At 73.1% G+C, this 26,362-nt stretch carries 23 protein-coding genes and 1 pseudogene; 12 read left to right on the top strand and 12 right to left on the bottom strand.

The window, feature by feature from the left end; all coding sequences use genetic code 11:
* Positions 1 to 136: 136 nt before the first annotated feature.
* Positions 137 to 1,288 carry a PQQ-dependent sugar dehydrogenase gene (locus ABKW28_RS18410; protein ID WP_348612302.1) on the bottom strand — a complete coding sequence of 384 codons (1,152 nt, stop codon included), beginning with the start codon at positions 1,286 to 1,288 and terminating at the stop codon, positions 137 to 139.
* Positions 1,289 to 1,375: 87 nt separating this feature from the next.
* On the opposite strand from ABKW28_RS18410, the gene ABKW28_RS18405 reads away from it, so the two are divergent.
* Positions 1,376 to 2,965: a cation:proton antiporter family protein gene (locus ABKW28_RS18405; protein ID WP_348612300.1), complete on the top strand. Its 1,590-nt coding sequence runs from the start codon at positions 1,376 to 1,378 to the stop codon at positions 2,963 to 2,965.
* Between the two features lie 35 nt (positions 2,966 to 3,000).
* Complete coding sequence (locus ABKW28_RS18400; RefSeq protein WP_348612298.1) at positions 3,001 to 3,648, top strand: nitroreductase family protein; 648 nt, start codon at positions 3,001 to 3,003, stop codon at positions 3,646 to 3,648.
* Positions 3,649 to 3,772: 124 nt separating this feature from the next.
* On the opposite strand, the gene ABKW28_RS18395 is transcribed toward ABKW28_RS18400, so the two are convergent.
* The 3 genes and pseudogenes from ABKW28_RS18395 to ABKW28_RS18385 form a co-directional block, all read right to left on the bottom strand.
* Complete coding sequence (locus ABKW28_RS18395) at positions 3,773 to 5,533, bottom strand: DUF429 domain-containing protein (RefSeq protein WP_348612296.1); 1,761 nt, start codon at positions 5,531 to 5,533, stop codon at positions 3,773 to 3,775.
* A 25-nt stretch (positions 5,534 to 5,558) separates the two neighbouring features.
* Positions 5,559 to 5,861: a TrkA C-terminal domain-containing protein gene (locus ABKW28_RS18390; RefSeq protein ID WP_348612306.1), complete on the bottom strand. Its 303-nt coding sequence runs from the start codon at positions 5,859 to 5,861 to the stop codon at positions 5,559 to 5,561.
* A gap of 30 nt (positions 5,862 to 5,891) precedes the next feature.
* Positions 5,892 to 6,749, bottom strand: a pseudogene (locus ABKW28_RS18385) (RimK family alpha-L-glutamate ligase); the annotation flags it as partial.
* Between the two features lie 24 nt (positions 6,750 to 6,773).
* Between ABKW28_RS18385 and ABKW28_RS18380 the strand changes: the two are divergent.
* From ABKW28_RS18380 to ABKW28_RS18365, 4 genes are all read left to right on the top strand, one after another.
* Positions 6,774 to 7,247 carry a RimK/LysX family protein gene (locus ABKW28_RS18380; RefSeq protein WP_348612294.1) on the top strand — a complete coding sequence of 158 codons (474 nt, stop codon included), beginning with the start codon at positions 6,774 to 6,776 and terminating at the stop codon, positions 7,245 to 7,247.
* Position 7,248: 1 nt separating this feature from the next.
* Positions 7,249 to 8,205, top strand: a complete 957-nt coding sequence (locus tag ABKW28_RS18375) for a succinylglutamate desuccinylase/aspartoacylase family protein (RefSeq protein ID WP_348612292.1) — start codon at positions 7,249 to 7,251, stop codon at positions 8,203 to 8,205.
* Positions 8,202 to 9,497: an ATP-binding protein gene (locus ABKW28_RS18370; RefSeq protein WP_348612290.1), complete on the top strand. Its 1,296-nt coding sequence runs from the start codon at positions 8,202 to 8,204 to the stop codon at positions 9,495 to 9,497. Before ABKW28_RS18375 ends, ABKW28_RS18370 begins: the two co-directional genes overlap by 4 nt.
* Positions 9,498 to 9,594: 97 nt before the next feature.
* Positions 9,595 to 10,764 (top strand): cellulase family glycosylhydrolase, encoded by a 1,170-nt coding sequence (locus ABKW28_RS18365; RefSeq protein ID WP_348612288.1) that lies wholly within the window; start codon positions 9,595 to 9,597, stop codon positions 10,762 to 10,764.
* A 9-nt stretch (positions 10,765 to 10,773) separates the two neighbouring features.
* On the opposite strand, the gene ABKW28_RS18360 is transcribed toward ABKW28_RS18365, so the two are convergent.
* Positions 10,774 to 11,178, bottom strand: coding sequence for a nuclear transport factor 2 family protein (locus tag ABKW28_RS18360; protein ID WP_193669422.1), 405 nt, complete (start codon positions 11,176 to 11,178; stop codon positions 10,774 to 10,776).
* A gap of 56 nt (positions 11,179 to 11,234) precedes the next feature.
* Here ABKW28_RS18360 and ABKW28_RS18355 point away from each other — a divergent pair, with 56 nt between their 5' ends.
* On the top strand, positions 11,235 to 12,530 hold the full coding sequence (locus tag ABKW28_RS18355) for a glutaminase (RefSeq protein ID WP_348612286.1): 1,296 nt from the start codon (positions 11,235 to 11,237) through the stop codon (positions 12,528 to 12,530).
* Between the two features lie 54 nt (positions 12,531 to 12,584).
* Here ABKW28_RS18355 and ABKW28_RS18350 read toward each other — a convergent pair whose 3' ends face one another.
* Positions 12,585 to 14,270, bottom strand: a complete 1,686-nt coding sequence (locus ABKW28_RS18350) for a hypothetical protein (protein ID WP_348612284.1) — start codon at positions 14,268 to 14,270, stop codon at positions 12,585 to 12,587.
* A gap of 83 nt (positions 14,271 to 14,353) precedes the next feature.
* Positions 14,354 to 15,016, bottom strand: coding sequence for an enoyl-CoA hydratase-related protein (locus tag ABKW28_RS18345; RefSeq protein ID WP_348612282.1), 663 nt, complete (start codon positions 15,014 to 15,016; stop codon positions 14,354 to 14,356).
* A 176-nt stretch (positions 15,017 to 15,192) separates the two neighbouring features.
* Between ABKW28_RS18345 and ABKW28_RS18340 the strand changes: the two genes are divergently transcribed.
* Positions 15,193 to 15,849 (top strand): NAD(P)H-binding protein, encoded by a 657-nt coding sequence (locus ABKW28_RS18340; protein ID WP_348612280.1) that lies wholly within the window; start codon positions 15,193 to 15,195, stop codon positions 15,847 to 15,849.
* A gap of 91 nt (positions 15,850 to 15,940) precedes the next feature.
* Positions 15,941 to 16,462: an RDD family protein gene (locus ABKW28_RS18335; protein ID WP_348612278.1), complete on the top strand. Its 522-nt coding sequence runs from the start codon at positions 15,941 to 15,943 to the stop codon at positions 16,460 to 16,462.
* On the opposite strand, the gene ABKW28_RS18330 is transcribed toward ABKW28_RS18335, so the two are convergent.
* The 5 genes from ABKW28_RS18330 to ABKW28_RS18310 form a co-directional block, all read right to left on the bottom strand.
* Positions 16,459 to 17,235, bottom strand: a complete 777-nt coding sequence (locus ABKW28_RS18330) for a cyclase family protein (protein ID WP_348612276.1) — start codon at positions 17,233 to 17,235, stop codon at positions 16,459 to 16,461. The genes ABKW28_RS18335 and ABKW28_RS18330 overlap by 4 nt on opposite strands.
* Positions 17,236 to 17,327: 92 nt before the next feature.
* Complete coding sequence (locus ABKW28_RS18325; RefSeq protein ID WP_348612274.1) at positions 17,328 to 18,143, bottom strand: LysM domain-containing protein; 816 nt, start codon at positions 18,141 to 18,143, stop codon at positions 17,328 to 17,330.
* Between the two features lie 152 nt (positions 18,144 to 18,295).
* The gene (locus tag ABKW28_RS18320; protein WP_348612272.1) at positions 18,296 to 18,811 is read right to left on the bottom strand and encodes an N-acetyltransferase; all 516 of its coding nucleotides are present in this window, start codon (positions 18,809 to 18,811) and stop codon (positions 18,296 to 18,298) included.
* Between the two features lie 53 nt (positions 18,812 to 18,864).
* Positions 18,865 to 19,392 (bottom strand): hypothetical protein, encoded by a 528-nt coding sequence (locus tag ABKW28_RS18315; RefSeq protein WP_348612270.1) that lies wholly within the window; start codon positions 19,390 to 19,392, stop codon positions 18,865 to 18,867.
* A 212-nt stretch (positions 19,393 to 19,604) separates the two neighbouring features.
* On the bottom strand, positions 19,605 to 22,592 hold the full coding sequence (locus tag ABKW28_RS18310) for a replicative DNA helicase (RefSeq protein ID WP_348612304.1): 2,988 nt from the start codon (positions 22,590 to 22,592) through the stop codon (positions 19,605 to 19,607).
* Between the two features lie 620 nt (positions 22,593 to 23,212).
* On the opposite strand from ABKW28_RS18310, the gene ABKW28_RS18305 reads away from it, so the two are divergent.
* The 3 genes from ABKW28_RS18305 to ABKW28_RS18295 form a co-directional block, all read left to right on the top strand.
* Positions 23,213 to 24,598 carry an MATE family efflux transporter gene (locus tag ABKW28_RS18305; RefSeq protein ID WP_348612268.1) on the top strand — a complete coding sequence of 462 codons (1,386 nt, stop codon included), beginning with the start codon at positions 23,213 to 23,215 and terminating at the stop codon, positions 24,596 to 24,598.
* Between the two features lie 10 nt (positions 24,599 to 24,608).
* Positions 24,609 to 25,181 (top strand): hypothetical protein, encoded by a 573-nt coding sequence (locus tag ABKW28_RS18300; RefSeq protein ID WP_348612266.1) that lies wholly within the window; start codon positions 24,609 to 24,611, stop codon positions 25,179 to 25,181.
* A gap of 57 nt (positions 25,182 to 25,238) precedes the next feature.
* A partial coding sequence (locus ABKW28_RS18295; RefSeq protein ID WP_348612264.1) for a hypothetical protein occupies positions 25,239 to 26,362 on the top strand: 1,124 nt, incomplete at its 3' end.

The raw sequence follows: 26,362 nt of genomic DNA, 5'->3' as shown, positions 1-26,362 counted from the left end.
AGCCAGAAACCTAGACAGAGAACGGCGTGCGCCACATCAGGCCACGCTCAGCGACCCACGGAAGGGTCACAAGAGCCCCAAATGTCCCGCTGACCCGGCGCAGATCTCGCGCCGAGCCGGCCCGGATCGCGCCGGGTCAGCGGGTCAGCAGCAGGGCGCGGTCGTCACCGTCGCGGACCTCGCCGCGCCCGTCGGTGTTGGAGGTGACCAGCAGCAGGCCGTCGGAGCCGGGCAGGGCCAGGACGCTGCGCAGGCGGCCCAGCTCGCCGGCGAGGTGGCCGACGGGCTGCTCGACGGGCGCGTCGCCGTCACCCAGCGGGATCTCCCAGAGCCGCTCCCCGCGCAGCGCCGCCATCCACAACGACCCGTCCCAGTGGGCCAGGCCCGAGGGCGAGGCGTCCTCGGTGCGCCAGACGACGACGGGGTCGGTCTGGCCCTCCCCGCCGCCGCTGCCCTCGACCTGCGGCCAGCCGTAGTCGCCCCCCGCCTCGATCAGGTTCAGCTCGTCCCAGGCGTTGGCGCCGAACTCCGAGGCCCACAGCCGGCCCTCGTCGTCGAAGGCGAGTCCCTGCACGTTGCGGTGGCCATAGCTGTAGACCTCGTCGTCGAAGAGGTTGCCGGGGGCCGGCTGCCCGTCGAGGGTCAGCCGCAGCACCTTGCCCGACAGCGACGCCCGGTCCTGGGCCGACTCCGGCACGCCGTTGTCGCCGGTGCCGACGTAGAGGAGGTCGTCGGGGCCGACCAGGAGGGCGCCGCCCTGGTGGTAGCCCGCGCCGCCGGGGATCCCCTCGAGCAGCACCTCGGGCTCGCCGAGGCTCTGCCCGTCCCAGGGCATCGAGACGATCCGGCTGGACTCCTCGACGGTGTAGTAGGCCAGCAGCGCCGACTCGTCGGGGGTCAGCGCCAGACCGAGCAGGCCCGCCTCGCCGCCGGGGACGACGTCGGGCAGGGTCCGCAGCTCCTCGCGCTCGCCTGACCCGGGATCCACGCGCAGGATCCGTCCGGTGTCGCGCTCGCTGAGCAGCACGGCCTCCTGCGAGGTCGCGCTCAGGCCCCAGGGGCTGGTGAGCCCGGTGGTGACCGTGCGGCTCTCCAGCGCGGCCGGGTCGCCGGCGTCGACGTCGTCGTCGGGGCCGGCCGTGCGGGTCGCCTCGCTGGGTGCGTTGGCGCGCTCGCCCGGCTCGGGGTCGTCACCGCACCCGGCCAGCCCCAGGCCCATCACCAGGGCCAGTGCGATGGCCGGAGTGGGCGCCAGGGCGGCGCGGGAGCGGCGTACGCGGCGAGTCATCCCTCCAGCCTGACAGGCCGCACCACCCTCGTGGGGTGAGCCGGGCGCCGGGCTGGGAGGATCGTCGGTGAGCTCAGGAGGAACCCCATGGAGGACATGACGGCGATCCTGGTCGTGGCGCTGCTGGGCGGCATGGCCGCCGCCGTGGTGCGCCTGCCACCGCTGATGGGATTCCTCGTCGCGGGCTTCGTGCTCAACGTCGCCGGGGTCGAGTCGGTGCCCGCGCTCGACGTGGTGGCCGACCTGGGCGTGACGCTGCTGCTCTTCGGGGTGGGGCTCAAGATCGACCTGCGCCAGCTGGCCGAGCGCCAGGTCTGGGCCACCGCCACCGCCCACATGGTCGGCTCGACCCTGCTGGGGGCCGGGGTCGTGGCGCTGGTGGCCCTGGCCGGCGTGACGCTGCTCGAGGGCAGCGACTGGCGCACGTGGGTGCTGGTCGGCTTCGCCCTGTCCTTCTCGAGCACGGTCTTCGTGGTCAAGACGCTCGAGGAGCGCAGCGGCTCGCGCTCGCTGGGCGGGCGCACCGCGATCGGGGTGCTGATCGTGCAGGACCTCGCCGCGGTGGTCTACCTCGGCGCGTCGGCCGGCGAGCCGCCCAGCCCGTACGCCGTGCTGGTGCTGCTGCTGCTGCCGGGCGCATGGGTGCTGCGCACGGTGCTGGCGCGCCTGGGCCACGACGAGCTGCGCCCGCTCTTCGGCCTGGTGCTGGCGCTGGTGCCGGGCTACGCGCTCTTCGACGCCGTGGGCCTCAAGGGCGACCTCGGCGCCCTGGTGGTGGGGATGCTGCTGGCCGGGCGGCCGGGCGCCGATAGCCTCGCCAAGAGCCTCTTCACGCTCAAGGACCTGCTGCTGGTCGGCTTCTTCGTCTCCATCGGCATCGGCGCCCTGCCCAGCGTCGAGCACCTGCTGGTCGCCCTGCTGCTGGTGCTGGTGCTGCTGCCGCTCAAGGCCGTCGGCTTCGCGGTGCTGCTCGGCCTGAGCGGGCTGCGGCGGCGTACGGCGGTGCTGGCCGGGTCGAGCCTGGCGAACTTCTCGGAGTTCGGTCTGATCGTGGCCGTCGCCTCCTCCGCCGAGGTGCTGGGCGAGGAGTGGGTGGTCACCCTGGCGACCGCGATCGCGGCCAGCTTCGTCGTCGGCACGGCGGTCGGACGCCGCCCGGAGTACCTGGTCGGCCTGCTCTCGCACCTCGTGCGCGAGCGCCCCGCGCACCGCCTGCACCCCGAGGACCGCCCCCTCGATGTGGGGCACGCCGAGGCGGTCGTGCTCGGCATGGGCCGCGTGGGCCGCTCGGCCTACGAGCGGCTCGAGCAGCTGCACGGCCTCGGCGTGGTCGGCGTCGAGAGCTCGGGCGAGCGGGTGGCCCGGCTGGTCGAGGAGGGCGTCGACGTCGTCGAGGGCGACGCCACCGACCCGGAGTTCTACGAGAGGCTGCGCACCGGCGACGTGCGGATGGTGCTGCTGGCGATGCCCTTCCACGGCAACAACCTCGACGCGCTGCAGCTGCTGCGCTCGAGCGGCTTCGCCGGCACCGTCGCCATCGTCACCCAGTACGACGCCGACCTGCGCCAGGCGCGCACGCTCGGCGCCTCGACCGGCTTCCAGCTCTACGACGGCGCGGGCACCGAGCTGGCCGACCGTGCCGCGCAGGCCGCCGGGCTGCGCTTCGACGACGACTGAGCCCGCGCCGCAGCGGGCTCTGCGAGGCTGGGTCCGTGCCCGAGAGCGTGCCCGCCCCCCAGCTGTCCCTGCCCGACGACGAGGCCCGCGCGCGGGTCTCGGCCTTCGCCGACGACCTGGCCCGCCGGCGTACGGTGCGCGACTTCTCCTCGCGCCCGGTCGCCGAGGGCGTCCTCGAGGACGCCGTGCGGGCCGCGGCCACCGCGCCGAGCGGTGCGCACGTGCAGCCGTGGCGCTTCGTGCTGGTCACCGACCCCGTCGTACGCCGTCGGCTGCGCGAGGCGGCCGAGGCCGAGGAGCGCGAGTTCTACGAGCGCCGCGCCTCGGAGGAGTGGCTCGACGCGCTCGCCCCGCTGGGCACCGACGCCAGCAAGCCGTTCCTGACCGACGCCGCCGCGCTCGTGGTGGTCTTCGAGGTGCACGCGGGACCCGGCTCGCCCAAGCCCTACTACGTCAAGGAGTCGTGCGGCATCGCCGTCGGCTTCCTGCTCGCCGCCCTGCACCAGGCCGGCCTGGCCACGCTGACCCACACCCCGAGCCCGATGCGCTTCCTCGCCGAGGTGCTGGGCCGCCCGCCCGAGGAGCGCGGCTTCGTCGTCGTGGCGGTGGGCCACCCGGCCGAGGACGCCCGGGTGCCGGCGCTGCAGCGCAAGCCGCTCGACGAGGTGCTGGTGCGGGTCTGACCACGCCGGCACACCCTGCCGCCACCACGGTCACCCCCACGAAACTGGTGCCGGGACGACGAAGCTTCATCGTCCCGGCAGGAGTTCCATCGGGCGCCCGATGAAACTCCCGCGGCGGCGGGCCTCAGCCGGTGAGCTTGGCCAGCCGCGCCCGCAGCAGGTCGACGCGGTGGGCGTTGCCGTGCAGGTCGACGTAGGCCTGGGCGTACGACGCCAGCAGCGCGTCGTCGAGGCGGCGCACCGCACCGGGCGGGTAGCGGTAGTCCATCCGGGCGTTGATCTCGGTCTCGTCGACGCCCACCAGCACCTCGGAGAGCTCGCCGAGGCTGGTGACGCCGAGCTCGAGCAGCAGCCCGGAGATCCAGGCGTAGTGGTCGGTGCGCGACCAGCCGGCGTCGGCGTACTGCCCGGCGAGGAAGGCGGCCAGCTCGCGCGGGTCGAGGCGGGGGTCGGCGTCGGGGGCGACCGGCTCGTCGGTGCGCGGGTCGGTGGCCTGCAGCCGGTCGCGGATCGTGGCGAACTCGCGGTCGGCCAGCTCGAGGAGGCCCGCGGCCAGGGTGAAGCGGCGGTCGAAGTCGCGGGCGTGCTCCTCGGGCACCACGCCCTTGTAGCGGATGTCGTGCTCGAACTCGGCCCACGCGTGCTGCAGCACGGTGCGGATCTGCACCGAGGCGACCAGGCCGCGCAGCGGCGCCCACGCCGGGTCGCCCTCGCGGGCGGCGTCGATGCCGATGACCTGGTGCCGGCTGGCGTAGCCGAAGCGGCCCTCGCTGGCGGTCTCGCGGCCCATGTCGCGGTCGTCGTGGACGACCAGCTGGTCGCCGAGCAGGTCGGCGACGGTCTCGACGTCGCGCTGCACGTAGGTGATGACCCGGACCCCGAGCTGGTCGGTGACCTCGACGAGCGGGTCGCGGTAGAGCGGCTTGCCACCGGGGCGCCCGTCGGCGGTGCGCGCGGCCTTGGCGGCGAAGGAGGCGACCGACTTGGTGCGCCCGGTCACCGACAGGTAGTTGATGCCGGCCTCGTCGAGGATCGACTGCACCAGCCGCACGTAGCGCTCCCCGGAGTCGCGCAGCTGCGGCAGGCGCGCGGCGTACGCCTGGGTGGCGGCCTGCACCGGGTCGGCGCGCGGGCGGGCCCGCCGCGGGCTGGGCTCGAGGTCGTCGGGCAGCGTGGGCACCACGACGTAGCCGTCCTCCCAGCCGCCGTCGGGGCCGACGTACGTCGTGGTGGCCTCGGGGTGGGTGTCGGCGAAGAGCCCGACGTAGGCGCAGACGACCGCGTCGACCTGGTCCTCGACGACCCGCAGCTCGCTCTTGCGGGTGGCACTCTCGACGGCGTCGCGCAGCCGCGCCCAGGGCTCGCCGGCGGTGACCACCACGGTCTCGAGGTAGCCCATCAGCGCCAGCAGCTCGCTGCGCAGGCTCTCGAGGTCGCGGCCCGGCTTGTTCTTGTACTTCAGGGTGCGGCCCAGGCGGAACAGCGAGACCGTCGCCGGGTGCGGGTAGACCTCGATCGCCCGGCGCTGGCGCCCCGAGCGCGGGTTGAGGTCGAGGCCCAGCAGGCCCGCGACGCGGGCGCCCCGGGGCGTCTCGGCGAACTCGGGCTTGCCGGTGTTGGCCGGGTGCGCGCCGGCGTCGAAGCGCGCGAAGTCCTTGTTGAGCGCCGCCTCGCAGCCCCGGTTGCCGCTGGGGTTGCGCACGATCAGCGGCGCGTCGATCGAGACCAGGCAGGCCCCGGCCGCCACGACGCCCTCGATCGCGGCCACGACCTCCTCGTCGCTGCGCTGCGCCGAGACGTGCACCAGCCGCGCGTCGGGGTCGAGCACGGCGATGCCCGTGGGGGCGCGCTCGCCCCAGGCGAGGTCGACGCCGACGTAGTGCATGGCCCCCAGCCTCTCCTACCCGGGCTCAGGCCTCGTGGATGGGCTCGGCGGGCAGCTTCTTGACCTTGCGGGTGCGCCGGCGCCGGCCCGGGATCATCGAGCGCATCTCCTCGAGCTTGCCGAAGCACAGCAGCCGGTCACCGGCCTCGAGCACGTGGCGGCTGTGCGGGTTGGGGATCACGCTGGTGCCGCGCTGCAGGGTCAGCGCGGAGATGTCGCGCTCGCGCAGCCCCGACTCACCCAGCGTCTTGCCGACCAGGTCGGAGGCGGCCTGCACCGCGATCTCGGCGACGCCGTACCCGGTCGAGACGGTCAGGCGCTGGCGCACGTCGATCTCGGGGAAGGCGACCTGGTTGTCGATGTGGTCGATGATCGAGCCGGCGATGTCGAGGTCGGTGGCGCGCTCGATGCCCTCGAGGCCCGGGGAGGAGTTGACCTCCATCACCAGCGGGCCCTCGTTGCCCTCGAGCATGTCGACGCCGGCCACCCGCAGGCCCATGATCTGCGCGGCACGCACCGCGGCGCGCTCGTAGTCCTCGTCGAGGGTCACCGCCTCGACGGTGCCGCCGCGGTGCACGTTGGAGCGGAACTCGTCGCCCTGCGCGACCCGGCGCATCGCGGCCACCACCCGGTCGCCGACGACCAGCGCCCGGATGTCGCGGCCCTTGCTCTCGCTGACGAAGCGCTGGATCAGCACGTTCTGGCGGGTGCTGTGCAGCGTCTCGATGATCGCCTCGGCCACCTTGATGGTCGGCGCCAGGATCACGCCGATGCCCTGGGTGCCCTCCAGCAGCTTGATCACCACGGGCGCGCCGCCGACCCGCTCGATCGCCGCGATCACGTCGGCGCGGTCGCGCACGAACGTCGTGGCCGGCATCCCGATGTGGTGGCGCGAGAGGATCTGGGTGGCGCGCAGCTTGTCGCGCGAGTTGGTGATCCCCCACGAGGTGTTGGGCGTGTAGACGTCCATCTGCTCGAACTGGCGCACCACCGCAGTGCCGAAGTAGGTGATGGAGTTGCCGATGCGCGGCAGGACCGCGTCGTAGTGGGAGAGCCGCTTGCCCCGGAACTGCAGGTCGGGCTCGTCGCCCGACAGGTCGATGCCGAAGCGCAGCGTGTTGAGGACCTTGACCTCGTGACCCCGGTCGAGGGCGGCCGTGCGCAGTCGCTGCGTACTGTACGACCGGGGCGCGCGGGACAGGATCGCGAGTTTCATGGGTACCCAGACTGAGAGGCGACGGTGGAGACGGATCTTTCCTACACCCTCGCAGGCTGGCGCGAGTGGGTGAGCCTGCCCGACGCCGGCGTCGAGTGGATCAAGGCGAAGCTCGACACGGGCGCGCGGACCTCCGCGATCCACGCCTTCGACCTCGAGGGCTTCGAGCGCGAGGGCCAGCGGATGGTGCGCTACTCGGTGCACCCCTGGCAGGCCACCGACGAGGACGCCGTGGTCGTCGAGAGCCCCGTGCTCGACGTGCGCGAGGTGCGCTCGTCGTCGGGGCACGTCGAGGAGCGCTACGTGGTGCCGATGGCGATCACCCTGGTCGGGCGCACCGTCGACGTCGAGATGAGCCTGAGCCGCCGCGACGAGATGGGCTTCCGGATGCTCGTGGGTCGCGAGGCGCTGCGCCAGGGCTTCGTCGTCGACCCCGGACGCTCCTACCTCGGCGCCCGCCCGCCCGTGGCCACCCGTCGCCGCAACCGGGGTCGCTGACGTGGCCCGCCCCTCCTTCGAGATCGGAGCCGTGCGGGTGCGACCGGGCCGGCGCCAGTCGCTGTCGCTGCCGATCACCCGCCTGGTGACCGGCGCCGAGGTCGACCTGCCCGTGCGGGTGGTGCACGGGCGCGAGGACGGGCCCACCGTGTGGATCGACGCCGCCATCCACGGCGACGAGGCCGTCGGCGTCGAGGTGGTGCGCCAGGTGCTCGCCGACCTCGACCCCCGCACCCTGCGCGGCACCCTGATCGCGGTGCCCATCGTCAACGTCCTCGGCTTCATGACCGGCAGCCGCTACCTGCCCGACCGTCGCGACCTCAACCGCTCCTTCCCCGGCTCGGCCCGCGGCTCGCTCGCCGGGCGGATCGCGCACCTGATGATGACCGAGGTCGTGGCCAAGTGCTCGGTGGGCATCGACCTGCACACCGGCTCCGACCGGCGCACCAACCTGCCGCAGATCCGCACCGACCTCGAGGACCCCGAGACCCGAAGGCTGGCCGAGGCGTTCGCCGCGCCGGTGATGATGCACGCGCGGCTGCGCGACGGCTCGCTGCGCCACGCCGCACGCGAGGAGGGAGCCAAGGTGCTGCTCTACGAGGCCGGCGAGGCCTGGCGGATGGACTCGTGGGCGGTCGATGCCGGCGTGCGCGGCGTACGACGTGTGCTCGCGGCGCTGGAGATGACCGAGCCGGTCGAGGAGGAGCCACCGACGCCCAGCCTGGAGAGCTGGCGCAGCGGCTGGGTGCGCGCCCGGGGGACCGGGATGCTGCACCTCGAGGCCGAGCTGGGCCAGCGGGTCGAGAAGGGCGAGCGCCTCGGCGGCCTCTTCGACTCCTTCGGCAAGCGGGTGCGGCTGGTGCACGCCGACCGCGACGGCATCGTCGTCGGCCGCACCGAGGCCCCGCTCGTCAGCTCGGGCGACGCCGTGGTGCACCTGGCCGAGGTGGCCCCGTGAGCCCGGCCACGCGCCCGGAGCCCGGGGTGCCCCGCGAGGTGGTGATGCTGCGCGAGCTGCACGCCCTGCTGACCTCGATCAGCAGCGAGGAGACGCTCCGCGGGCTGCTGCAGAGCGTGGTGCAGGGCGTCGTCGACGTGCTGGGCTTCCAGATGGCGGTGGTCAACTACCTCGACGACGACGGCATCCTCGAGGTGCTCGCGGTGGCCGGCGACGAGGACGCGCAGCGCTCCATGGCCGGGCGCCGGATGCCCGTGCAGGAGATCCTCGACGAGTTCGAGCTCGCCGACGAGTGGGGGCTGCTGCGCTTCGTGCCCCACGACCGGCTGCCCGCCGACGTGCAGAGCACCTGGGTGCCCGACCTCGAGCCGATCGAGGGCCCCGACGCCTGGCACCCGATGGACGCGCTCTACGCGCCGCTGCAGGGCCCCGACGGCGCGCTGGTCGGGGTGCTCGGCGTCGACCTGCCCATCGACGGGCGCCGGCCCGACGAGCTGGCCCGCCAGGTGCTCGAGATGTACGCCGTGCACGCCGGGCTGGCCATCCACCGCGCCCGGGCGCTCGAGCGCGAGCACGAGCTGGCCGCGGGGCTGCGGGAGTCCAGCCGCTACCGCGAGCAGGTCAACGCGGCCGTGACCCACGAGCTGAAGAACCCCCTCACCTCGATCCTCGGGCACGTCGAGATCCTCCAGGACGTCGCACCGTCGGCGCCGCAGCTGGGTCGCAGCGTCACCTCCATCAGCCGGGCCGCGCGCCGGATGGAGTCGCTGGTGGCCAGCCTGCTGACCCTGGCCCGGGTCAGCGACCCCCAGCAGCAGCAGGCGCACGAGAGCGTCGACCTCTCCGAGCTGGTGCGCGAGGCCCGCGACCTGGCCGCGGTGCAGGCCGAGCGCGGCGAGATCTCGCTGGGCCTCGAGGGCGCCGACCGGCCGCACCGCACCACCGGCGACGCGCCCGAGCTGGCGATGGTGGTCTCCAACCTGCTCAGCAACGCCCTGAAGTACACCCCGGCCGGCGGCTCGGTGCGCCTGGGGCTGGCCACCCGCGACGACGGCGTCGAGCTGACCTGCGCCGACACCGGCCAGGGCATCCCCCTCGCCGACCAGCCGAGCATCTTCGACGAGTTCACCCGCGCGCCGCAGACCGGCGACGTCGAGGTGCCCGGCAGCGGCCTGGGCCTGGCGATCACCCGACGGGTGGTGCACCGCCACGGTGGCCGCATCTCCTTGGAGTCCACCCCCGGCGAGGGCACGACGGTGCGGGTGCTGCTGCCGCTCGACGTGCGGGCCTGACCTCGCCCGGTGGTCCACGACTGACCGATCGGTGGAGGCGCCCGGTCGCCGGCGCCGGTCAGACTGCGCTCTCCCCCACCCCCCTTGGAGACCGCTCGTGCGTCCTTCGCCCGCAGCGTCGCGCCCCCGCGCCACGCACCGCCTCGCCGCTGCCGCCCTCGGCGTCGGCCTGCTCGCCGCCGGGCTGCCCGCCACGGCCGGCCCCGCCCCCGGCCCGGCCCCGGCCTCGGCCTCCTCGGCGGCCTCCGTCTCGGGCACCGCAGCGTCGTACGACGACGCGCAGCGCCGGCGCGCCGCGCGCGGGCCGGCGGTGGGGGTGCAGTTCCACGGCCTGTGGACCTCCTACACCGACGCCGAGCGGGCCACGGTGCTCGACCGGCTGGTCGACATGGGCGCGGGCTGGGTGCGCCTGGACATGTCGTGGGCGATGATCCAGCCCGAGCGCGGCCGCATCGACCCGCGGGGCTGGGGGGTGCGCTTCGTCGACCGGGTGGTCGACATGGCCTCCGAGCGCGGGCTCAAGGTGCTGGCCACCTTCTGGCTGACCCCCGACTGGGCCGACCCCGAGGCCGGCTCGCGCTCCCTGCCCGCGGACCCCCGTGACTACGCGAAGGCGCTGGCCTGGGCCGCGGAGCGCTGGCGCGGCCAGGTGCGCGCCTGGGAGGTCTGGAACGAGCCCAACAGCGCGGACTTCCTCGCCGGCGCCGACCCGGCGGCGTACGCCGACCTGCTGTGCGCCGCCCACGACGCCCTGCGCGCCTCGTCGGCGACCGGCGCCGACCTCGTCTTCGGCGGCACCATGCACAACGACTCCGACTGGATCGAGGCCGCCTACGACGCCGGTGCCGGCGCCTGCTTCGACGTGATGGCCACCCACCCCTACCAGTCGCCGTCCGACACCGGCCCGCTGTCGGGCTCGGGCGAGGCCGAGTGGGAGTTCTCCCACCTGGCGCAGGTGCGCGCGCTGATGCGCCGCCACGGCGACCGGCGACCGGTGTGGGTGACCGAGTTCGGCTGGTCCTCGCACCGCGACCGCGGCGACGAGCAGCCCTGGGAGCGCGGGGTCAGCAAGCGCCAGCAGGCCACCTTCACGGTCGCCGCGCTCGAGGCGCTGCGCACCCGCTTCCCGTTCGTGCGCAAGGCGTTCCTCTACAACGAGCGCGCCCGCACCGACGCGGGCCGGCACATGAAGGGCTACGGGCTGATGACCCACGGCCTGCGGCCCAAGCCGGTCTACCGCGCCGTGCAGGCGTGGGTACGCCGCTGACGCGCCGGCTCAGTCGCCGGCGGCCTCGAGCATCCGCAGCAGCTCGGCGCCCATCTCCTCCACCACCGCGTGCAGCCCCTGCAGCGGGCGCACCATCACGGTGAAATCGACGACCAGGCCGGACTCGTCCCAGGTGATCATGTCGACGCCCTGCACCTGCTTGCCGCCCACGACGGTGCTGAACTCCAGCACCGCGGAGTCCTCGCCGACCCACTCGCGGTGGTAGCGCAGCCCCGGGCCGAGCACCGTGAAGGCCGCGCTGAGGTAGCCCACGACCTTCTCGCGGCCCTCCTGCGGCGTGTGCACCGCCGGTGAGCGGAAGACGGCGTCCGGGGCCACGAGGCCGGGCAGGGCGGTGACGTCGCCGGCCTCGGCGACGGCGTGCCAGCGGGCGAGGGCTGCGGTGGCGTCCATGCCCCCATCCCACCACCGATTCACGGGGCACGCGCCGCAGGCGGCATCCTGCCCAGGTGGAGACCCCCATCCCGGACTACCTCGCCGAGGTCCTCGCCGCGTGCGCCGCCGACGCCAGCGGCGCCGTCGCCGACTACATCCCCGAGCTCGCGCAGGTCGAGCCCGAGCAGCTCGGCGTGGTGCTGGCGACCGTCGACGGCGCGGTCTACGAGGCGGGCGACTGCGACGCGGGCTTCACGATCCAGTCGATCTCGAAGCCCTTCGTCTACGCCCTGGCCCTGCAGCAGCGCGGCCTCGACGCCGTGCTCGACCAGGTCGACGTCGAGCCGTCCGGCGAGGCGTTCAACGAGCTGTCGCTCGAGAAGGGCTCCGGGCGCCCGCTCAACCCGATGATCAACGCCGGCGCGATCGTGGTGCACACCATGGTCGGCGACGCCGGTGACCCCCAGGCGCGCTGCGAGCAGGTGCTGGCCGGGCTCTCCGCCTTCGCCGGACGGCCCCTGGGCGTCGACGAGGCGGCGTACGCCTCGGAGAGCGAGACGGCCTTCCGCAACTACGCGATCGCCAACATGCTGCGCAGCCGCGACTCGATCGTCGAGGACCCCGAGGACGTGGTGGCGGCCTACACCCGGCAGTGCTCGGTGCGGGTCACCACCCGCGACCTGGCCCTGATGGCCGCGACCCTGGCCAACGGCGGGGTGCACCCGCTCAGCGAGGAGCGGGTCGTCGAGGAGTGGGTGGCGCGCCAGGTGATGAGCGTGATGGCCACCTGCGGCATGTACGACTCGGCCGGCGACTGGATCTCGACCGTGGGCTTCCCGGCCAAGAGCGGGGTCTCCGGCGGCATCATCGGTGCGCTGCCGGGCCAGCTGGGCATCGCGGCGTTCTCGCCCCGCCTGGACCCGCACGGCTCCAGCGTGCGCGGCGTCGAGGTCTGCCGGCGGCTCTCGGCCGACATGGGCCTGCACATGATGGACCCCCCGCAGCCGGCGCGCTCGACGATCCGCCGCACCCACACGGTGCAGTACGTCGACGGCAGCGCCGCGATGGTCTTCGCCCTGCACGGCTCCCTGCAGTTCGCGGGCGCCGAGCGGCTGGTGCGCGACCTCGCCGATGCCGACACCGACGGGGCGCTCTCCGATGCTGTCGTGCTCGACCTGACCCGGGTGCACTCGATCAACGAGGCGGCGCGGCGGATGCTGCTCGAGACCGTGCGCCGCCTGCACCTGGAGGGCTGCCGGGTCACGCTCGTCGACCCCGAGTCGACGCTGCCCGACCCCGACTGCGGCGACGGGCTGCGCCCGGCCGTGGTCGGCACCGTGGCCGAGGCCGCGGCGCTCGGCAACAGCTAGATTCGGCAGCAAGGTGTGTTCCGCTGTGTGAAAACACCTACGTGCCGTTCTGACTCACCCTGCGGGTGGGTCGCCGGGGAACCTATGCCCGGCCTGCACCAACTCCGACAGCCCTCCTGGCGTGACCACTCCCGATGAACGGGGTGGGTGCTGGGAGGGCTGTCGTGTGCGAGCTGGTGGTTGGTGGGCGCCGGTGTGGGTGCGGGCCTCGGCCGTGTCAGTGGTTGCCCGTTCCTGAACCGCCTCGCGGCTCGTGCTTCCATCGCTCTGGTGGGGAACGGGCCGCTGACGCGGCTTCCCGGGCCTGCCGGCGCGGGTGGTGAGGCCGTGCCCGAGGGCTCGGCGTCCGATCGCGACCGAAGCACCTTCGTGCCTGGTCGCGACAATTGTGGGGGTGCTCAGCGCCCGCTGCCAGGACGCGCCGCCGTACCGAGAGGTGTAGCGCGGATCAACCGCGATCACCGCTAGCCCCTGGGTCGCCGCCATCGCGACGACCCGGTCCTTGAACTGCGTGGTCGGGAACCCGTGAATGGTGTGCCGGAACGCTTTGCGGCGGCCGAACTTCTCGCGCGTCTTGTCATCGGCGAAGTCGAGGTCTTCGACCGCGACCGCGGTTGCGCCGGTGGACTTGGCGTGCTCGAGGACTGCGGTGATCGCGGCCCGGAGCCGGCCGTCTCGGGTCGCCGTGGAGACGCCAGCCAGGCGGAGCGGGATCCGGACGGGGCGCCCGACCGGGTTGCCAGCGGTGTCGACGCGCGTGGCGGCGAGGTGGTCGGCGTTCAGGTCGACACCAACGACCCCACCTGCCCGGACGGCGGCCAGCACCGCTGGTTCAGCTGCGGGTCGGACCCAGGAAACCCCCAGGTACGTGCGGGACCGCCCCCTCGCATCGGTGGACCGCTGGATGCCGACGCGGACTGCGGACCGATCGTCGAGGCGCTGCTCGAGCTCAGCACTGCGATGGTGCAGCGACACCGGGTGCCGCAGGGTGACACGCGTCGGGACGCCGAACTGCTCCGCAACCGGCTTCGGCACCGAAACGGTCAAGAACCACGCTCCGCCGGGCCCGCGAGCGAGGGTGAGGCACGGGTTCCCGCCAGGCCCGCCGGCGTTCCCGGCGCATCCGAACCAGGACCGGGCTTCCGCCCACGACCGGCGCCACCCATCGAGGGTGAGACGGGCCTGGTCGAGGTGGTGACGGGTGCCGGCCAGTCGACGGCCGCCGTACACGACCGGGTAGTCCTTCGCTGCCAGCAGCGCCTCGACTCGCGCTAGCTCCGCCGTTAGGGATGCGAGGCGACGCTGCTTGTGGAACCGCTCGTTCGGCGTCGCGTACCCGTCGCGGCACACCGCGCAGCCCCGGCGCTCACCGCACCCGCACGCCGACCGGGCAGGCGCCGCGGTACGCCGTTCCAGCGTCGCGACCGCACGACGCAGCCCGGCGCGGTGTCGCCACAGGTGCTCCTTCGCGGCCTTCGTCGCCGCATCGTTGTCGACGCAGATGGTGCCCGCGTACCGAGAGTGGATCCCGAACTCCGCGACCAGGACCTTGTACCGGTCGTTGGCCCTGTCGCCGCAGCGGGCGGCCGCGAGGTCGGCGTTGCGGGCCCGGGTCAGATGGACCCCGACCGCAGCCAGCAGGGCGCGCTCCTCCGGGTCGAGACGCAGCCGGGTCCGCACCGACACTCCAGCGCTGGGCGCAACCACCCGGGTCGGGATTCGCGGACGGGACTTCGGCATGACCGACACTGTGCCGGCGACCACGGACACTTCCACACAGCTGTCACACCTTGCTGCCGAACCGAGCACCCGCTGAGGCCCGCTCAGACCTCGGGCAGGCGCAGGGCGGCGACCACGTCGGCGTACATGCGCTGCTTGATGGTGCCCAGCGTGGCGCGGTCCTTGCCGGCCAGGTGCTGCACCCGCGCGGCGGCCGCCCCGGGCAGGGCCTCGAGGCTCGCGGTGGCGTCGACGATCCCGGCCGCGAGCGCCTCGTCGGCGGGGAAGCGGTGCCCGGTCGTCATCGAGTCGACCGCGGCGCGGGGGCTGAGCTTCGACATGACCAGGGCGTTCATGCCGGGGCTGAAGGGGATCTGGATGTCGACCTCGGGCAGGCAGACGTAGCCGCGGTCCTCGCGCATCACCCGGTGGTCGTGGGCCAGCGCCAGCATCGCGCCGGCGCCGAAGGCGTGGCCGTTGACCGCGGCCACGGTCGGCACCGGCAGGGTCAGCACCCGCTCGAAGAGCCGCTGCACGCGCGCGACGTACTCGCCCAGGCGCTCGGGGTGGGCGCCGAGCCACTCCAGGTCGAGGCCGTTGGAGTAGAACTTGCCCCCGCCGGTGGTCACCAGCGCGGCCGGCTCGCTCGAGGAGGCCAGGTCGGCCAGGAGGCCGTCGGCCTCGTCGAGGAAGGCGGGGGTGAAGCGGTTCTCGTCGTCACCCAGGTGCAGCGTCCACAGCGCACCGTCCTGGTTCAGCGTCGACATCGGCGCTCCTCTCGTCGGGGCTCATCAGAGCACACGCCCGGGGGTGCCCCGACGGGACACGTCCGGGTGTGCTCGCGACGCGCACGGCTCGGAACAATCGAGGCCGGGCCCGAGGTTGGGCCCGGTGTCGGGTCGCGGACCGCGGCCCGTCCCCCACGATCGTTCGAGGAGGACGCATGACGCGCATCATCATCATCGGAGGACACGGCAAGGTGGCCCGCAAGGCGACGCCGCTGCTGGTCGAGGACGGCCACGAGGTCACGTCGGTCATCCGCGACCCCGACCAGTCCAAGACGATCACCAAGCTGGGCGCGGAGCCGGCGATCGGCGACGTGGCGTCGATGCAGAAGAACGAGCTCGAGGAGCTGCTGCGCGGCCACGACGTCGTCGTGTGGGCCGCGGGCGCCGGTGGGGGCTCGCCCGAGAACACCTACGCCCTCGACCGCGACGCCGCGATCCGCTCGATGGACGCCGCCGCGGCCGCCGGCGCCGAGCGCTACGTGATGGTCTCCTACTTCGGCGCCGGGCCCGACCACGGCGTCCCGCCCGACAACGACTTCTACGCCTACGCCGAGTCCAAGACCCAGGCCGACGCGCACCTCGAGGAGTCGGCCCTGAAGTGGACGATCCTGCAGCCCAGCGGGCTGACCGAGGGCCCCACGACCCGCAAGATCGACGTGCACGCCAACGACGCGGGTCAGGTCTCTCGCGGCAACGTGTCCGAGGTGATCCGCACGGTCGTCGGCTCCGACCCCTCGGCCGTGGCCGGGCTGAAGATCCCCTTCAACGACGGTGACTCCCCGATCGAGGAGGCCCTGCGCCACGTGCGCTGACCCGGCTGCCGTCGCAGACGGTCTCGCGCACCCCTAGCCTGGGCGCGCCCGGGTCCCGGGTGCATCGTGACACCGTCGACGGAAGAGACCCATGAGCGAGCAGCACGGCAACAGCTACCCCCCGCCCCCCGACGGACAGCCCGGGCAGCCCGGGCAGCCCGGGTACGGCGCACCCGCCGGCGTCGGCGACGTCGCCTCCACCGGGGTGCGCATCGGGGGGTTCGTGCTCGACGTGGTCGTGCTGGCCATCATCGCCACTGTCGTCATGCTCCCCTTCGCCACCACCAGCAGCGGGGGCGGCGAGGTGGGGATGTCGGTCGGCGGCCGCGGGATGTTCGCCGGCCTGGTCGTCTCGGCGCTGTACTACATCGTCCCGACCGCGCTATACGGCCAGACCCTGGCCAAGAAGCTGCTCGGCACGAAGGTGGTGCGCGTCGACGACGGCCAGGTGCCCGGCTGGGGAAAGGCGGTCGGACGCCAGGTCATCCTGGCGCTGCTGAACTTCTTCTGCTACCTGCCGCAGATCGTCAACGCGATCCTGCTCGCGAAGGACCCGCAGAAGCGCGGCTGGCACGACAAGGCCGTCGGCACCCGGGTCGTCACGACGCGCTAGCGGCTGGCGCCCGCCTCGCGGTCGACGATCGCGAAGACCCGCGCGGGGAAGCCGGAGCCTTCGCGCGGCTTGGGCCACGTCGCCACCACCAGGGCACCGGTGGCCGGCACCCGGTCGAGGCCGGCGAGCAGCTCGATCTGCCACTTGTCGGCGGCCAGGATGTAGGTCTCGGCGGGTGCGGAGCCGCCGGCGACCACCGCGCCGGGGTCGGTGTCGGTCGTGTCGTGGCCGACGGCTGCGACCTCGCGCTCCTCGACGAGGAAGCGCAGCGCGTCGACGCCCCAGCCGGGGTAGTGCGCGACCCCGTCGGCGTCGCGGTTGGCCATCGCCTCGCCGTCGGGCCACCGGTCGCCCCACCCGGTCAGCAGCGCCACGAACGACCCCGGGCCGATGCGCCCGTGCTGCTGCTCGTGGGCCTCGATGTCGGCCGGGGTGACGAGGTGGTCGACGTCGGCGGCCACCTGGCGGCGTACGTCGACGACCACCAGCGGCAGGATCATCTCGGTGACCGGCAGCTCGTCGAGGGTCCGGCCCCCGCGGGCGAAGTGCGCCGGCGGGTCGACGTGGGTGCCCCACTGGCCGATGTGGGTGTAGCGGTGGGCCAGGAAGCCGGTGCCCACCGACCCCACGCCCTCGTCGAAGTGGAAGAGCGTCTCGCGCTCCTCGTCGGGGAAGGCGAAGTAGTGCGGGATGCCCGGCCCGAACGCGTGGGTCAGGTCGACCCACTCGCAGGTCCGCAGGCGGGTCAGGACGTCGAGCAACGAGTCGGCCATGCCGCGGATGCTAGCCGCGCTCGGGTCGGCGCGAACCCCCTCACCCGTCCTGACGAACCTCACCGCGACACGCCGCGAGGGCGTGCGGGTCGTCAGGATCGTGGTCGCACCCGCACCTTCTGGCCGGGCTCGATGTCCACCCGCCCCTTGCCGGGCCAGCCGTTCCACCGGCGGATCTTGGCGCTGGGCCGGTCGAACCAGCGCGAGACGCGCGCGAGGGTCTCGCCCTCCTGGGCGCGGTAGATGCCGCGGTGGTTCGCGACAGGGCGGCGCAGCGGGGTCGGGCAGGGCGAGAGGTTGGGCTCGGTCCAGGCGGGGGCGAGCTCGCCGACCCACTTGGCGCAGGGGCCGTGGTCGAGGGCGCGCGGCGAGCCGGTCCACCACGAGGTGCGCCTGGTGGCGCCGTTCCAGGTGAAGGAGAGGTGGATGTGGTCGGTGTGCGGGTCCTGGCCCTCGTAGCGCTGCCAGCCCGCGGCGGCGTCGTACCCACGCCAGATCCTGCGGTTCCAGATCATGTACATCACCCCGAGGCGCCGGGCGCGAGCCGCAGCCTCGCCCTTGACGCCGCGGGTCAGCCACGTGGTCGCGCGGCGGGCGGTGCGCCGGTCCTTGGCCTTCGAGGCGCGCAGCGACCAGTCCCACGCCCGCCCCTCCTTGTGCTCCGAGAGCCCGCCGCTGCTGCAGGCCCGGGTGATCCCACCGCTGCCGCCCCCGAACTTGGCCAGCAGCAGCCGGCGCGCCGCCAGCACGCCGGGCTTGGCGACCGGGTCGCAGGAGACCTGCCCCTGGTACGTCGGGAAGGCGTCGACCTCCTTGGCCTGTGCGGAGGGCGCGGCGAGCAGCACCGAGCTCGCGAGCGCGGCTGCGAGGGCGAGCGCCAACGGGCGCGCAGGACTGGTGAGGGGCATGGGGGTGCTCCGGGGGGTGAGCGGCAGGGGACGAACGCCCCTGAGGGTATCCGTGCTCGGTCCACAGGAGTGTGGAGTCGCGGATGAACGTGGTTGATCCGGGACTCCACACTTCCCCGACCCCGACCCCGACCCCGACGCGAGGTGCGGGGCTAGATGCCGAACGGCGCGGCGTACCTCACCGTGCCACTCGGGAGGGTGCGGTTCGGATGCAGGCTCAGAGCCATGAGCGCGTCGTCCGGTACGTCGATCGATAGCTTGATGTCGAAGAGCGATGCGCGGCGAAACCCGAACCGTGGGTAGTAGTCGGGATGTCCCAGGACGATCACGAAGGGTCCTTCGTCCCCGCGAGCCGCATCCAGCACGGCCCGGACGGCCGCAGATCCGGCTCCTGTGCGCTGGTGCTCGGGCAGCACCGAGCACGGAGCCAAGCACAGGGCAGGGGCGTCGTCGACCCAGCAGCGCGTCAGGAGCGCATGACCGACCACCCGGCCATCGGGCGTGGTCGTCACCATCGAGAGCCCGTCGATCCACGCGTCGTCGGCGCGCAGCGCATCGACCAGGTCGGCTTCGTCGCTGGTCTCGAAGGCAGCCATCGTGACGGCGCGGATCGCGGCATGGTCACTCTTCGTCTCCGGTCGAGTCGTCCATGCGTCGTGGCTGTTCATGCTGCCTCCTTCGGCCGTGGCTCAACTTTGCCAGAGCGTCCCGGTGACGCTGCTCAGCAGAGTCCTGCCAGTCCGGCCGTCTCCTCGACCTGACGCCCGCACGCCACCATCTTCCAGTCGGTCGGCGCGGAGGTCCTCTCCGTGCCCCCGTCGGTGTACGCGACCCGGAGAGCGTTCGCCGCGGCGCCGTCCGGGCCCACACGCATCGAGACCGCGAGGTACTGGGACACGTGGGACCCCTGGGGGCCGCAGGCCTCCACCTCGACGTCGTCCAGACCGCTGACGGTCCCGAGCGTGTCGCCGCCCCACTTGATGTAGGACGAACCACCCCTCTCGACCTGCTCGGGCACGCCCTTCAAGTAGCCGCCACGGGTCACCCTGGCGCCCGGCTCGGGGTCGTCCTCGTAGGTCAAGAGGTGGTAGGCGACCTCGGTCGGAGCGACCTCGACGTCCATGTCCGCATCCCTCATGGTCAGCGTCTGTGCGGAGGAGCTGCAGAGCGGGAAAGCGAACGTCGCCCACCAGCCCTGAGGGCGTCGCGGCGCCTCGAAGGCGAACCCGCCGGTTCCCGCCTTCACCACCAGTCCCTCATCCGGCGCGGCGTCGGGACCCTCGGCAGTCTGCGGGTCGGAGCATGAGCCGAGGACCAAGCAGGCGGCAGCAGAGACCCCGGCAAGGAGGCGCCGGCGTGGTGGTTGTGGGCGTTCGACGTGACTCACCTGAAGCACTCCTGGACCTTCGCAGCATGGAGACCTGGCGTGCGCGGCCAGTTAGTTGTGCGTACCGCCTGCCCTCAGTGGGCCATGTCGACGAACCGCGAGTAGTGGCCCTGGAAGGCGACGGTGATGTCGCGGGTCGGGCCGTTGCGGTGCTTGACCACGAGCAGGTCGGCCTCGCCGGGGCGGGTCGACTCCTTCTCGTAGGCGTCCTCGCGGTGCAGCAGGATCACCATGTCAGCATCCTGCTCGATGCTGTTGTGCAGCGCGATGCCGTTGGCGACGAAGTTGTGCACGCCGAGAACCGTGGCGTCGTAGACCGCCTGCTCGCCGAGCGGCTCGACGCTGGCGATGGCGTCCCAGTAGACGTCGTTGGTGGCCAGGACCTCCAGGTCGGCGTCGCCGAGGACGCCGGCCACCTTGGCCAGCCGTTCCCGGCTCGGCGCGTGCTTCCACATGGTCGAGCCGCCGAACGAGGTCCCCATGGCGGTGGCGAACTCGCGGTGCGTCATCTGGCGCTCAGCCAGCTCCTGGCGCACGCGTCCCCACACCTCCTGCGGCACCGTGTCGAGGTTGGTGTGGGGCCGGACGTCGCGCAGGGCCGCCGCGAGACGGGTGACCTGCTCGCCGCGGGCACCGTGCACACCGATCTCGTCGAGGAAGCGCAGCTGGTTCTCGGCGCCGACCACGTGCACCTGCCACCCGTCGCGGTAACCGTCCTTGCGGGACCGCTTGATGCGCGTGAAGACGTTGTAGCGCGCCAGGAGCCGGGCCACGTCGTCGGCAAGGCGCCGGCTGGTGGAGGCGTAGTAGACCCGGCCCATGCGCCGCTTCTCGTCGAGGTGCACGCACCCGTCGGTGGCCCACAGGTGGCGCAGGAACAGGCCGACCTGGTCCTTGGGGAGGCCGAAGACCCAGTCGGGCACGAACTTCTCGTGGCTGCGGCGCCCGAAGAGACCGTCCTCGTCGAGCCAGGCCGCGATCGGGTTGCGCCGACCACGCGCCAGCCGGAACGGCGCCGGGAGCCGCAGCGTCGTCACCCGGGCCGCCGGGTAGTCGTCGCGCACGGCCGTGATGCCGAAGCGGCGGTGCGCCGCCTCCGCCACCACGGCGAGGTTCGCCTCGTCGATGCTGGCGTAGCGCAGCGGCTGGCGCTTCACGAAGGATCCGTCGCCGAGCAGGTGCGCGAGCAGCACGATCTCGTCGGGGTCACGCGGCGTGATCTGCAGCGGCGGCGGCACGTGGCGCACGGACCCGACGCGGGAGCCGACGGTCAGCTCGGCGAGCGGCACCCAACCGTCGTAGGTCAGGAAGGGGTGGTTGCCGGTGGCCTCCACGGTGCGGCCCGAGGACAGCGTCACGCGGTACGTCGCCTTGGTCCCGCTCGGGAACGCGTGCGTCAGGGTGCGCGGCACCAGCTTGAGCCGCTCGTCGAGCGCCCAGACCGGGATGTCGGTGGCGCCCGTCTCCATCAGCTCGCCGAGGCTGATCTCGGCGTTGGTGTCGGCGCGCAGGAGCCGGGTCTCTGCGGTCAGGCAGCCCGACTCACGAAGGTCGCTCATCGCCGGTCGCTTGTCGGCGCGCTGCTCGGAGCCACGGTTGAGCTGCGAGAGCGCGATGATCGGGACCTCGAGCTCCTTGGCCAGCAGCTTGATCTGGCGGGAGAACTCCGAGACCTCCAGCTGGCGCGACTCGACCTTCTTGCCCGAGCTCATCAGCTGCAGGTAGTCGATGACGATCAGCTGCAGGTCGTGCTTCTGCTTCAGCCGCCGCGCCTTGGCGCGGATCTCCATCATCGTCATGTTGGGGCTGTCGTCGATGAAGACCGGCGCCGAGGAGACCTCGCCCATCTTGCGGGCCAGCTTGGTCCAGTCGTCGTCGCCCATCGCGCCGTTGCGGATGTGGTTGAGCGGCACCTTCGCCTCGGCCGAGAGCAGACGCATCGTGATCTCGGAGCGCGTCATCTCGAGGCTGAAGAAGACGCTGGTCAGGTTGTTGTGGATCGACGCCGCACGGCAGAAGTCCAGAGCCAGCGTCGAGTTGTGGGTCGGGATCATCGAGCGTCCCGCGAGGTAGAGGTGGTCGTCGTTGTCCACTTGCACGCAGCGCACCGGGACGGAGTCCACCGCTTCGACGTCGGCGACCTTCACCTCGGACCCGTCGGGCATGGCGATGACATGGACCGCACCCACGTCTGCGGCGAGCTCCACAGTCGTGACCACACCACGCCGGCCGGTCGCCAGAGCCGTGGTCAACCACTGGTGCTCGGCGTCGGCCACGATCCGCGAGCCGTCAGAGAACTCCACCTCGAAGCAGGGGCGCCCGGTCATCACGTCGGTGGCCGCGACGACCCTGGTCGGGCGGCCCTCGGCGTCGTACAAGAGGTTGCCGACCGCCACGTCGCCCATGGTCGTCCACCCGGTCGGGGTCGGCAGCGGGGTGTCGAGCGCCAGCGCCTTGCCCATGGCCGGACGCGCCGCGACGATGATCATCTGGCCCTTGTGCAGGCCGTTGGTCAGCTCGTCGAGGTCGGCGAAGCCGGTGGGCACGCCGTAGATGCCCGACTCGCGGTTGCCGATCGCCTCGATCTCGTCGAGGACGCCGTCCATGATGTCGGAGAGCGGGGCGTAGTCCTCGCCGGAGCGCTTCTCGGCGAGCTTGAAGACCTCGGCCTGGGCCTGGTCGACGATGTCGTCGACCTCGCCCTCGCCGGCGTAGCCGATCTGCACGATCTTGGTGCCCGCGTCGACCAGGCGGCGCAGCACCGACTTCTCGCGCACGATCTCGGCGTAGTAGCCGGCGTTGGCCGCGATCGGGACGTTGGCCGACAGCGTGTGCAGGTAGGGCGCGCCGCCCACCTTCTGCAGCTCGCCGCGGCGCTGCAGCTCGGCGGCGACGGTGACCATGTCGACGGGCTCGCTGCGTCCGTAGAGGTCGATGATCGCGTCGTGGATCGTCTCGTGGGAGGGCCGGTAGAAGTCGGCGCCCCGGACGCGCTCGGTGACCTCGGAGATCGCGTCCTTGCTGATCAGCATCGAGCCCAGCACCGACTGCTCGGCCGCCATGTCCTGGGGCGGCGTGCGGTCGTTGGGGCCGCTGCGCGGACGCTCGCCGGGGGCGTAGGAGACGGGGCCGTCGCCCCAGTCCTCGTACGGCGGCTCCTCGGCCGTGCGACCGCTCTGCTCGGTGATGCTCACGTGCTCTCCCATGCCTGGTCCCGGACCGACCCCGTGCCGGCTGGGCCGGTGCCACGACGCTAGGTCCGGCCACCGACAGACCGGCGCCGGACCGCTCGCAGACCGGTCCCGCACGACGTCTCGAGGACCTCGTCCGCGTGACCGTACGTGCCGAACGGCTCCATCGGAAAGCCGGTTGTCCACAGGCCCTGGGGATAACTACCTCCGACCCGTGGACGACACGCGGTGACGTGTGCACTGCCTGGGGACGCACCTGTGGAAAGAGTGGTCGATCTGAACTTCACTGCCCCTCTGACCTGCGGTGATGCTTATCCCCACCTGTGGAGGAGAAATTGTGGTGCGGTCGGTGCGTTCATCTCCCGGTCGCCTCGTCGCCGCCCCGGAGGTTTGTCGACAATGCTTCTGCTAGCGCACTTTCCACAACTTGTCCCCAATTCGGGACAGAGACCGCCGGCCGGTCTGGTCCGCGCGGCGCCTACGATCCGCTGGTGAGCCCACGACCCGGTACATCCGAGCACCGGGCCACCGACCGCGAGATCTGGCGGCTGGCCGTCCCGGCCTTCCTCGCGCTGGTCGCCGAGCCGCTGTTCCTCCTCGGCGACGCGGCCGTCGTGGGCCGGCTCGGCACCACGGAGCTGGCCGGTCTCGGCATCGCCGCGGTCGTGCTGCAGACCGCCGTGGGCCTGTGCGTCTTCCTCGCCTACGGCACCACCGCCAGCGTCGCGCGCCGCCTCGGCGCCGGCGACCTGCGCGGCGCGCTGGCCCAGGGCGTCGACGGGCTCTGGCTCGCGGTCGGCATCGGGGTGGTCACCACCGTCGCCGGCGTCGCGCTCACCGGCCCGCTCGTGGCCGCGTTCGGCGCCGGCGCCGAGATCAGCGAGCAGGCCACGACGTACCTGCGCATCGCCTTCCTCGGCACCACCCCGCTCCTGCTGATGCTGGCGGCCACCGGGGTGCTGCGCGGGATGCTCGACACCCGGACCCCGCTCTACGTCGCCGTCGGCGGCAACGTGCTCAACATCGTGCTCAACGTCGTGCTGGTCTACCCGGTCGGCCTGGGCATCGCCGGCTCGGCGATCGGCTCGGTCGTGGCCCAGGTGCTCAGCGCCGCCGTGCTCTGCGCCGTGGTGGTGCGCGGCGCCCGCGCCCAGGGCGCGCCCCTGGGCCCCGACCTGCCCGGCATCCGGCTCGCCGCCCGGGCCGGGGTGCCCCTGGTGGTGCGCACCCTGACCCTGCGCGCGGCCATCCTCGCCACGACGTACGCCGTCACCCTCGGCGCCGCGCCCGGCGCCGGGCTCGACGTCGACCTGGCCACCCACCAGCTGGCGATGACGCTGTGGGGCTTCCTGGCCTTCGTGCTCGACGCCATCGCGATCGCCGCCCAGGCACTGACCGGTCGCACCCTGGGCGCCGGCGACGTCGAGGCCACCCGTCGCCTGACCCGCCGGATGCTGCGCTGGGGCGTGGTCAGCGGGGTGGTCACCGGCGTCCTGCTGGCCGCGGCCAGCCCGCTGCTGGGCCCGCTCTTCAGCCGCGACGACGCCGTGCACGAGGCACTGGTGCCGGTGCTGCTCGTCGCGGCCCTGGGCCAGCCGGTGGCCGGCATCGTCTTCGTGCTCGACGGGGTGCTCATCGGCGCCGGCGACGGGCGCTACCTGGCCCTCGGCGGGCTGGTCACCCTGCTGGTCTACCTGCCCGTCGCGCTGCTCGCGGCGTCGTGGGGCGGGCTGCTCGCGCTGTGGGTGGCCTACACGACGGTCTTCATGGGCTCGCGCATGGTCGTGCTGGTGCTGCGCGAGCGCGGCGACGCCTGGGTCGTCACCGGCGCCGGCACGCCCGGGCCGGCCCGGCCCCGGTCGAGCCCGGAGTCGTAGGCTCCCCGCCATGGCCCCGCTCTCCCTGGCCGCCGCGGGCCTGCTCCTGGTCGCGCTGGTCGCCCCCGTCGGCGGGTACGACGTGCTGGCCGACTGGACGGGCTGGGCCCTGGTCGTCGTGGCCCTGCGCCGCCTGCCCGGCGCGACCGCGACCCGGCAGCGACCGCTGCTGGTCGGGCTCGCGGTGGCCGCCGGCCTGCTCGCGGCGCTGCTGTGGTTCCCGGTGCTGCACGAGCCGCTGGTCGACGTCGACCCCGCCGTCGCCTGGGCGCTGAGCCTGCCGGCCCTCCTGGTCAGCGTGCTGTTGGCCCACGAGCTGGCGGCCGCGGCCGCGAGCGCCCACGACCGCTCGGCCCGGCGGCGCTGGCAGCTGGCACGCACCGTCGCCGTGCTCGTGGCCGTGCTGCCGGTGCTCGTCTACGGCGCTGGTCTGGACCGGCTCGAGCCCCTCGCCTTCGTGCTGGCCGACCTGCTGATCCTCGCCGTGATCGTGATGCTGCTGGTCGATGCGCGGCGACCGTGGGCCGGAGGCACCCCCCGCGACTTCGGCCGAAGCCCCGCGGACGCGGCCGGGGGTTCGTAGCCTCAGGCGCAGCGGGGCGTTGAAGCATCGACCCCGCCAGCCCCCGGAGGAACCTCGATGACCGTCCCCTCGTCCGTGCGTCGCGGCGCGACGCTGTCCGCGGCCGTGCTCGTGGGCACCCTGCTGCCGGTGCTCTCCCTGCCCGCCGCCCAGGCCGACCCCGGCTGCACCACCGAGGCGGCCCCGCCCGGCGAGCTGCCGCTGCCGCTCCCGCTCCCCGCCCCGATCGGCCCCGGCGACCGCTGCGACGACAGCGAGGCGCCGGTGACCTCCTCGGTGACCGCCGTCCCCGCCGCCAACACCGCCGGCTTCATCGCCCGTGACTCGGTGACCTTCACCTTCACCGGCGCCCACACCGACGCCGACGCCGACCCGATCGCCTTCGAGTGCCAGTTCTTCAACACCCCCGAGGCCCCGGCCGACGACGACTGGACCCCCTGCGCCAGCCCGCAGACCTACTCCGACCTCGAGGACACCCGCCGCCAGCTCGGCGGGGTCGAGACGCCCTACACCTTCCGGGTGCGTGCGTACGACGCCGCCGACCGCGGCATCGACGCGACCTCGCCGACCAACCTGCTGCTCGGCACCGGCGGCGCCGAGACAGACCTGCCCGACACCGACCAGACGCCCGAGGAGACCAGCTTCAAGGTCGACACGCAGCGTCCGGTCGCGAGCATCTTCAACACGCCCTTCGACCGGCTGACCCCCGAGCGGCCGATGCTGACCACCGACAGCCCGACGCTGCGCATCAACGGCAACGAGCCGGCCCTGGTCTTCGACTGCGACATCGACGGGCGCGCGGTGCCCTGCCGCGACGACAACGTCACCTTCCCCGACCTCGGCCCCGGCACCCAGACCCTCTCCGTCTCGGTCACCGACCGGGCCGGCAACACCTCCGCCGCGCCGGTCACCACCACCTTCACGGTGCCCGAGGACCTGGTCGCCCCGGGGCGGCGCTGGAAGACCCGGGCCTCGCGCCAGGCGTTCGGCGGCGACTACCTCGAGGCGTCGGCGTACAAGACCAAGCTCACCGTCGCCGGCGTCGACGTCCGCGAGGTGCGCCTGCTGGCCACCACCGGCCCGAAGAGCGGCAAGCTGAAGTACAAGACGCCCGGGGGCGCGTGGCGCAAGGTCAGGCTCGGTGGCAAGACCACCAAGCGCGGCCAGGTCGTGGTCGTGCG

It is taken from the genome of Nocardioides sp. 31GB23, assembly GCF_040012395.1.
In the GTDB taxonomy this organism is placed as follows: domain Bacteria; phylum Actinomycetota; class Actinomycetes; order Propionibacteriales; family Nocardioidaceae; genus Nocardioides; species Nocardioides salarius.
This window is presented reverse-complemented; position numbering and strand designations above follow the sequence as displayed.

What these genes read in the sequence shown, in the direction of transcription:
- ABKW28_RS18410 (WP_348612302.1), bottom strand. Translation starts at nt 1,288, where the DNA reads ATGACTCGCCGCGTACGCCGCTCCCGCGCCGCCCTGGCGCCCACTCCG.
- ABKW28_RS18405 (WP_348612300.1), top strand. Translation starts at nt 1,376, where the DNA reads ATGGAGGACATGACGGCGATCCTGGTCGTGGCGCTGCTGGGCGGCATG.
- ABKW28_RS18395 (WP_348612296.1), bottom strand. Translation starts at nt 5,533, where the DNA reads ATGCACTACGTCGGCGTCGACCTCGCCTGGGGCGAGCGCGCCCCCACG.
- ABKW28_RS18360 (WP_193669422.1), bottom strand. Translation starts at nt 11,178, where the DNA reads ATGGACGCCACCGCAGCCCTCGCCCGCTGGCACGCCGTCGCCGAGGCC.
- ABKW28_RS18350 (WP_348612284.1), bottom strand. Translation starts at nt 14,270, where the DNA reads ATGCCGAAGTCCCGTCCGCGAATCCCGACCCGGGTGGTTGCGCCCAGC.
- ABKW28_RS18345 (WP_348612282.1), bottom strand. Translation starts at nt 15,016, where the DNA reads ATGTCGACGCTGAACCAGGACGGTGCGCTGTGGACGCTGCACCTGGGT.
- ABKW28_RS18340 (WP_348612280.1), top strand. Translation starts at nt 15,193, where the DNA reads ATGACGCGCATCATCATCATCGGAGGACACGGCAAGGTGGCCCGCAAG.
- ABKW28_RS18335 (WP_348612278.1), top strand. Translation starts at nt 15,941, where the DNA reads ATGAGCGAGCAGCACGGCAACAGCTACCCCCCGCCCCCCGACGGACAG.
- ABKW28_RS18330 (WP_348612276.1), bottom strand. Translation starts at nt 17,235, where the DNA reads ATGGCCGACTCGTTGCTCGACGTCCTGACCCGCCTGCGGACCTGCGAG.
- ABKW28_RS18325 (WP_348612274.1), bottom strand. Translation starts at nt 18,143, where the DNA reads ATGCCCCTCACCAGTCCTGCGCGCCCGTTGGCGCTCGCCCTCGCAGCC.
- ABKW28_RS18320 (WP_348612272.1), bottom strand. Translation starts at nt 18,811, where the DNA reads ATGAACAGCCACGACGCATGGACGACTCGACCGGAGACGAAGAGTGAC.
- ABKW28_RS18310 (WP_348612304.1), bottom strand. Translation starts at nt 22,592, where the DNA reads ATGGCGGCCGAGCAGTCGGTGCTGGGCTCGATGCTGATCAGCAAGGAC.
- ABKW28_RS18300 (WP_348612266.1), top strand. Translation starts at nt 24,609, where the DNA reads ATGGCCCCGCTCTCCCTGGCCGCCGCGGGCCTGCTCCTGGTCGCGCTG.